Annotated in this window: 8 protein-coding genes; 5 read left to right on the top strand and 3 right to left on the bottom strand. The window is 65.6% G+C overall.

The annotated features are described in order from the left end of the window. The 3 genes from GJ695_RS27200 to GJ695_RS27190 all read right to left on the bottom strand — a co-directional run. On the bottom strand, positions 1-1,027 hold a 1,027-nt coding region (locus GJ695_RS27200), incomplete at its 3' end, for an ExeA family protein (RefSeq protein ID WP_154370240.1). Positions 1,028-1,052: 25 nt separating this feature from the next. Further along, positions 1,053-1,559, bottom strand: a complete 507-nt coding sequence (locus GJ695_RS27195; RefSeq protein ID WP_154370239.1) for a hypothetical protein — start codon at positions 1,557-1,559, stop codon at positions 1,053-1,055. Further along, on the bottom strand, positions 1,559-1,744 hold the full coding sequence (locus tag GJ695_RS27190) for a hypothetical protein (protein ID WP_154370238.1): 186 nt from the start codon (positions 1,742-1,744) through the stop codon (positions 1,559-1,561). The genes GJ695_RS27195 and GJ695_RS27190 overlap by 1 nt, the downstream gene beginning before the upstream one ends. Positions 1,745-1,987: 243 nt before the next feature. Between GJ695_RS27190 and GJ695_RS27185 the strand changes: the two genes are divergently transcribed. From GJ695_RS27185 to GJ695_RS27165, 5 genes are all read left to right on the top strand, one after another. Beyond that, positions 1,988-3,082 carry a GIN domain-containing protein gene (locus GJ695_RS27185; protein ID WP_154370237.1) on the top strand — a complete coding sequence of 365 codons (1,095 nt, stop codon included), beginning with the start codon at positions 1,988-1,990 and terminating at the stop codon, positions 3,080-3,082. A gap of 311 nt (positions 3,083-3,393) precedes the next feature. Further along, entirely contained in the window at positions 3,394-4,263 is an 870-nt protein-coding gene (locus GJ695_RS27180; protein ID WP_154358633.1) for a glucosamine kinase nucleotide-binding domain-containing protein, read from the top strand. A gap of 3 nt (positions 4,264-4,266) precedes the next feature. After that, positions 4,267-5,001: a GntR family transcriptional regulator gene (locus GJ695_RS27175; protein ID WP_154358635.1), complete on the top strand. Its 735-nt coding sequence runs from the start codon at positions 4,267-4,269 to the stop codon at positions 4,999-5,001. Next, positions 4,998-6,095 (top strand): N-acetylglucosamine-6-phosphate deacetylase, encoded by a 1,098-nt coding sequence (gene nagA / locus GJ695_RS27170; RefSeq protein WP_154370236.1) that lies wholly within the window; start codon positions 4,998-5,000, stop codon positions 6,093-6,095. Before GJ695_RS27175 ends, nagA begins: the two co-directional genes overlap by 4 nt. 5 nt (positions 6,096-6,100) lie before the next feature. Beyond that, positions 6,101-7,114 (top strand): SIS domain-containing protein, encoded by a 1,014-nt coding sequence (locus GJ695_RS27165; RefSeq protein ID WP_154370235.1) that lies wholly within the window; start codon positions 6,101-6,103, stop codon positions 7,112-7,114. Positions 7,115-7,124: the final 10 nt, after the last annotated feature.

Raw genomic sequence — 7,124 nt, 5'->3', positions numbered from 1 at the left:
TACCCGGCTGGCCCACCGTGCCGGCCGCAGCAGCGCCTTGCGCGCGCACGACACCCGCCTGCGCAGTCGCCACCACCGGCTGCGCATCGCGCGACGCCAGTTGCCACGCCAGCGCACTGATCACCACACCACCCAGCACGCCCGCAGCCACCAGCGGCCAGCGCGCCGCGCCAAACCGCGCACCCGCGCCAGCCGCCACCGCATCCTGCCCGGCAAACACCTCGCTGGCGGCACGTTTCAAAATCGTCCGCGTCACCTGCGGCTGGTTCTCCACATACGCACCCAGCATGGCCCGGTCGCACAGCAGATTGATACGACGCGGCACGCCCTTGGTCAGGCTGTGCACCAGCCCCATCAGCTTGCGCGGAAACGGCGCGATCGCCGTCGCGCCCGCCACCGCCAGCCGGTGCTCGATATACGTGCCGGTCTCCGCTTCCGACAGCGAACCCAGGTGATACCGCGCGATCACCCGCTGCGCCAGTTGCTCCAGCTCCGGCTGCACCAGGATCGCGCGCAACTCCGGCTGACCGATCAGAATGATCTGCAACAGCTTGCGCTCGCTGGTTTCCAGATTGGTCAGCAGGCGCAGCTGCTCCAGCACCTCGGCCGACAGATTCTGCGCCTCGTCGATGATCAATACATTGTTCTTGGCCTGCGCATGGCTGGCCAGCAGATACGCATTGATCGCATCCACATAGCCCTTGACGCTGACCGCGCCCGCCCCTTGCGGCGGCAGCTCGATGCCGAACTCGTCGCAGATCGATAGCAGCAACTCCTCCACCGACAGCTTCGGATTGAAGATGTAGCCCAGTTTGCAATTCTCGGGAATCTGCTCCATAAAGCAGCGGCACACCGTGGTCTTGCCGGCGCCGATCTCGCCGGTCAGCAGCACAAAGCCGCCGCCCGAGCCGATGCCGTACAGCAGATGCGCCAGCGCCTCGCGGTGGCGTTCGCTCATGAACAGATAGCGCGGGTCCGGCGCGATGGAAAACGGCGATTGCTTCAGATTGAAAAAATGCGTGTACATGAAAACCCTGGGAGTGCGCGACTCCCTATTTTAGCCGTTGTCGCACCGGCGGCGGCTGGACCGGCGGCAGCGGCTTGAATTTAGCGCAATAAATCTTGGACTTGGTATCGAAATACACGATGCGGCTGGCCGGCTTGGCCTCGCGCACCGGATAGGCGGAGGTATCAATGACAGTGTAATGCGTGCCGACCTGCTGGATGATGGCCTTCTCCAGGTTCTCCGGCGTGGTCTCGGCCACCGCGCCGACAAAGATAAAGGTGCTGGTATCGTCGCTGACCATCACCTCGGAAATCTCGGTGCCCCACAGCGACGCGCCGGCGGTGCGGAACCAGTAGGCGCCGCCCTCGTGCTTGTACCAGTTGCCGAAATGTTTAACGAGGTAATCGTAATAATAGAAATTGTCGGTATGGTCGCGGCACAGCAGGCCGTTGCCCACGATGGTGCCGAAGGTGGTCGGCACCGATTGCGCCGCCGCACCGCCGGCGGCCAGCGCCAGCGCGGCGCCCAGCAGTTGAGCGAGACGCTGCCGCATTACGTTTTGGACAACCACGCGCGGTTCGCGCTGATGCGCGCCTTGGCCGTGGCAGGCAATGCTTCATAACAACCTGGGTACTGTTTCAAGGCGTGTTCCCGGATTTCCTTCTGCAAGCCGTTGATCAAAAAAATATACAGCACGCCGCCATCGGTGGTGTTTTTGGTTCCAATGTATCGAATCATGTGCGCTCCTTTCAGCCTGCGCATGCCTGTCTCAGCGGCATAGTGATGCACCCATTATGACATCACCGTCGCAGCGGGGCCACACAAACGGTAACGGCCGCGCGCCGCCAAGATTGAGTTGCCGCTCAGCCCCGGATTTTTGCAGTTGATCCCACGCTTTGGCGCGTCCGTCCCATGGGCCGCGACGGCGATGAGGCTTTGTCATATCGTCCAGTTTTCGCCACCATCCTTCGAGACCCCGACATGAAGCACACGCTCACCCACGCCGCGCTGGCTAGCACCCTGCTACTGGCGGTCGCCGGCGGCGCCCACGCCGCCGACAAGCAAGACGACAGCTACGGCACCGAAAAGCGCACCGTCGCCGCGTTCAGCAACATCAACCTGATCGGCCCGTTCCACGTGATCGTCACCGCCGACGCCGGCAACACCATCGAACTGTCCGGCCTGCGCCGCCAGTTCGCCGACATCGAAACCGCGGTCAACGGCGACACGCTGACCGTGCGTCAGCCACGCAAGGGCAATGGCTGGACCTTCAACTTCAGCTTTGGCCGCAACAAGCAGCGCGAGATGACCGTGCGCATCAGCGCCGCCAACCTGAAAAGCCTGCGCAACGCCGGCAGCGCCGATGTCGACCTGCGCCAGTTCCAGGGCAAGCAGCTGACGCTGGTATCGGATGGTCCCGGCGACATCACCGCCAGCGGCAAGGTAGACGAACTGAGCGTGACAAGCAACGGCAGCGGCGACCTCGACCTGCGGGCCCTGCAGGCGGCCAGCCTCAACCTGCAAATGAACGGCCCCGGCGACGTCGAGGCCAGCGGCGTGACGCAGGACCTCAACCTGGTGGTCAACGGCTCGGGCGATCTCGACATCAGCGACATCCACGGCAACCGCGTCAGCGCCGCGCTGCACGGTCCCGGCTCGGTGGCGCTGCACGGCAGTGCGAAAGAAATCCGCGCCGAAGTGCACGGTTCGGGCGACCTCGACGCCTGCACACTGAACACCGAAGCGGCCAGCGCCGTGCTGCGCGGCCCGGGCGAAGCCTGCCTGGCCGGCCACATCAAGAAACTCGACGCCGAAGTGCACGGCTCGGGCGACCTGACGGTGCGCGGCCTGGAAGCGCAAAGCGTGCGCGCGCGCCTGACCGGCCCCGGCGACGTCAGCCTGTCGGGCGCCACCGCCGTGCTGAGTGCGCAAGTGAGCGGCTCGGGCGAACTCGACGCGCGCCAGCTGACGACACGCCAGAGCGACGTCACGGTCAACGGCCCCGGCAACGCCACCGTCGCCCTGACCGACAAAGCCGACACCAGCCGCACCCACCTGGTCACCTACCACCGCTAACCCAATCCGGGGTCAGGTCCCCCATTTCTACACGAGCTCAGCCATAGCCACGTCCAAGGCTGAGCTCGTGTAGAAATGAGGGACCTGACCCCGGAGTTTAAAAGTGGCATGCAAATGCCACACTCGGCGGGGGCGCGGAAAATTCTCTTAAATTATTTAAAAACAAGGGCTTACAAAACGATTCCAAGACGACAATGCCAGTCCACTTCAATATTTTTTAATACCAGTTAAATACCTGTTGACAAGCTGGTTTTGGCTACCCTATAGTGCCCTCATCACAGGCCATTCCGGCCAAGCACTCTCAGGTAGACATGATCGAATTTTTCATCGGCGTTGATGGCGGCGGCAGCGGCACCAGGGTACGCCTGGCCCGCGCCGATGGCGTCGAATTTGCGGAAGGCGCGGCCGGGCCTTCCGGCCTGATGCACGGCATCGCCAAGGCCTGGGCCGCCGTCAACGACGCCGCCGCCCAAGCCTTCACCACCGCCGGTCTGAGTTTCCCCGACAAATCCCGCATCGCCATCGGCCTCGGCCTGGCGGGCGTGCACAACCGCCAGTGGGCGGCGGAATTCGTCGACGCCAATCCCGGCTACGCCCGCGTGGCGCTGGAAAGCGACGGCCATACCACCGTGCTCGGCGCCCACGCCGGCCAGCCGGGCGCCATCATCGCGCTGGGCACCGGCAGCGTCGGCGAAATCAAGCTGGCCGACGGCCGCCACGTGGAAGTCGGCGGCTGGGGCTTCCCCGCCGGCGACGAAGCCAGCGGCGCCTGGATGGGCCTGCGCGCCATCAACCACGTGCAGCAGGTGCTGGACGGCCGCATGGCCGCCAACGCCTTCGCCACCGATGTCGCCAACGCCTGCGGCGGCGAACGCAACGCCATCCAGACCTGGCTGGCGCAAGCCACGCAGACCAACTACGCGCAACTGGCGCGCATCGTCCTGCAGCACGGCGACAGCAACGACACCGCGCGCGCCATCCTGCTGGCCGCCGGCCGCGAGGTGGAGTTGATGGGCAACGCGCTCGACGCCAGCGGCAAGCTGCCGATCGCGCTGTGCGGCGGCCTGGCCGCGCCGCTGCGTCCTTATCTGCCGGTGTCGATGTTGAAGCGCATCGTCAATCCGCAAGGCGACTCCGCCGCCGGCGCGCTGCGCCTGATCCAGCAGCGCCTGAAGGACTGACCGATGCTAGCCCAGTTGAGCGCCTTCAAACCCGACGCCACCAGCGACACGCCGTTGTACATGCAGCTTGCGAACAAGCTGTCCGACGGCATCGTCGGCGGCGACTGGCGCGCCAACGAGGCCCTGCCGTCCGAGCGCGTGCTGTCGGACATGCTCAACATCTCGCGCGTCACCGCGCGCAAGGCGATCGACATGCTGTGCGAGCGCGGCATGCTGACCCGCAAGCGCGGCTCCGGCACCTACATCACGCCGAAACTCGAACAGCCCTTGTCGCGCCTGACCAGCTTTTCCGAAGAGCTGCGCGAACGCGGCTTCACGGCCGGCTCGCGCTGGCTGCAGCGCGAAATCGGCATCGCCTCGCCGGTGGAGTTGCTGTCGCTCGGTCTGTCGCCCAACATGCCGGTGGCGCGCCTGAAGCGCCTGCGCACCGCCGACGACGTGGTGATGGCGATCGAAACCACCACCATTCCGGCGCAGTACATGCCCAATCCGCACAGCGTGACCGATTCGCTGTATGGCTACCTGGAAGCCAACGGCACCATTCCGATGCGCGCGCTGCAGCATATCCGCGCCGTCAACGCCAGCGCCGAACAGGCGCGCCTGGCCAGTATTCCCGCGGGTGCCGCCATGCTGCACATCACCCGCGTCAGTTATCTCGACAACGGCGCGGCGGTGGAACTGACCCACTCGTACTGCCGGAGTGATTATTATGAATTCGTAGCGGAGTCGCGCAGATGAGCGATGCAATCAAAGGCAATATCCTGACACCGTCCGGCTGGATCAGCGGTGAAATCACATTCGACGAACGCATTGCGGCCATCATCGGCAGCAGCGCCGATCCGGCGCTCAACGAAGCAGTCTATATCCTGCCTGGCTTTATCGATCTGCACGTGCACGGCGGCGGCGGCAAGGACGTGATGGAAGGCGGCGATGCCGTCCACACCATCGCCGCGGTCCACGCCAGGCACGGCACCACCAGCATGCTGGCCACCACCATGACGGCGCCGCCGGAAGACATCGACCTCGCCCTGCGCGGCATCGGCAAGGCCGCCGCCCAGCGCGGCAAGGGCGAAGCGCGCGTGCTCGGCGCCCACCTGGAAGGCCCGTTCATCAACTCCGGCAAGCTCGGTGCGCAGCCGCCGTTCGCGCGCTCCGCCAAGCTGGCCGACGTCGAGAAGCTGGAAGAGCTGGCGCCGCTCAAGGTCATCACCGTGGCGCCGGAAATCGCCGGCCACCTGGAACTGGTCAAGGAACTTTCGGACGCCGGCATGCGCGTGCAGATCGGTCACACGCTGGGCACCTACGAAGACGGCGTCGCCGCGCTGGGCCAGGGCGCGCGCAGCTTCACCCACCTGTTCAACGCCATGCCCGGCCTGCATCACCGCGAACCCGGCATGGTCGGCGCCGCGCTGGCGCACGGCACTTTCGCCGAACTGATTCCCGACCTGCTGCACGTGCATCCGGGCGCGATCCGCACCGCGCTGCGCTGCATCCCGAATCTCTACTGCGTCACCGATTCCACTTCCGCCACCGGCATGCCGGACGGCGAGTACATGCTGGGCCGGCACAAAGTCATGAAATGCATGGGCGGCGTGCGCCTGCCCGACGGCACGCTGGCCGGCAGTACCCTCACTATGGACCAGGCGCTGCGTAACCTGGTCGGACTCGGCCTCGATCTGGCGGATGCCTCGGCGCGGGTCTCAACGTATGCGGCCGATTATCTCGGCCTGCCAGAGCGGGGCCGCCTGGCCCCCGGCGCGTTTGCCGACTTCGTGGTGCTCGACCGTGACCTGAACCTCAAAGCCGTCTATATCGAAGGAGAATTGTTGTGACCTCAATGATGTTGAAAGAAGCCCTGTCCGCCGCGGATTGCGTCGCCACGCAACTGTCGCACGACGGAGACCGTTACGCGGAGCTGGGCCGCAAATTGAGGAGCACGTCCTTCTCGACCGCGCTGACCATCGCGCGCGGCAGCTCGGACCATGCGTGCGCCTATGCGGCCTACCTGATCATGGCCCGCCTGGGCCGCGTGGTGGCGTCGCTGCCGATGTCGCTGGTGACCCTGAACAAATCGCCGCTGATCACGCGCGACACGCTGGCCATCTCGATTTCGCAGTCGGGCCAGAGCCCGGACGTGGTCGAACCGATCAAGTACTTCCGCGACGGCGGCGCCACCACCATCGCGCTGGTCAACGATATCGATTCGCCGCTGGCGCACGCCGCCGAATTCGCCATGCCGCTGCGCGCCGGCAAAGAACAGAGCGTGGCCGCCACCAAGAGCTTCATCACCAGCCTGGTGGCCGGTGCGCGCCTGGTGGCCGCATGGCAGAACGATCCCGAGCTGCTGGCCGGTCTGGAAGCGCTGCCCGAGTCGCTGCGCGCCGCCACCACCGAAGACTGGTCGTCGGCGATTGAAGTGCTGGCCCCTGCACGCAACATCATGGTGGTCGGCCGCGGCATCAGTTTCCCGGTGGCGCTGGAAGCGTCGCTGAAGTTCAAGGAAACCTCGGCGCTGCAGGCGGAAGCCTTCAGTGGCGCGGAAATCAAGCACGGTCCGATGGCGCTGATCGAAGAAGGCTACCCGCTGGTGATCTTCGCCACGCGCGGCCCGACGCAGGCCAGCCTGCTGGCGCTGGCGACCGAGATGCGCGGCCGTGGCGCGCGCGTGCTGCTGGCCGCTCCGGCCGACGTGGCCGACCGCGACCTGACCTTGCCGATCGCCGCCACGCCGGACCTCGATCCGATCGTCGCGATCCAGACCTTCTACGTGATGGCGGCCAAACTGTCCGCCGCGCGCGGCATGGACCCGGACCAGCCGCGTCACCTGAGCAAAGTCACCAAGACCAACTGATGATTGAGCG

The organism is Duganella alba, assembly GCF_009674495.1.
Classification (GTDB): domain Bacteria; phylum Pseudomonadota; class Gammaproteobacteria; order Burkholderiales; family Burkholderiaceae_D; genus Rugamonas; species Rugamonas alba.
The sequence above is the reverse complement of the archived record's forward strand: the minus strand, read 5'-3'. Positions and strand labels throughout refer to the sequence as shown.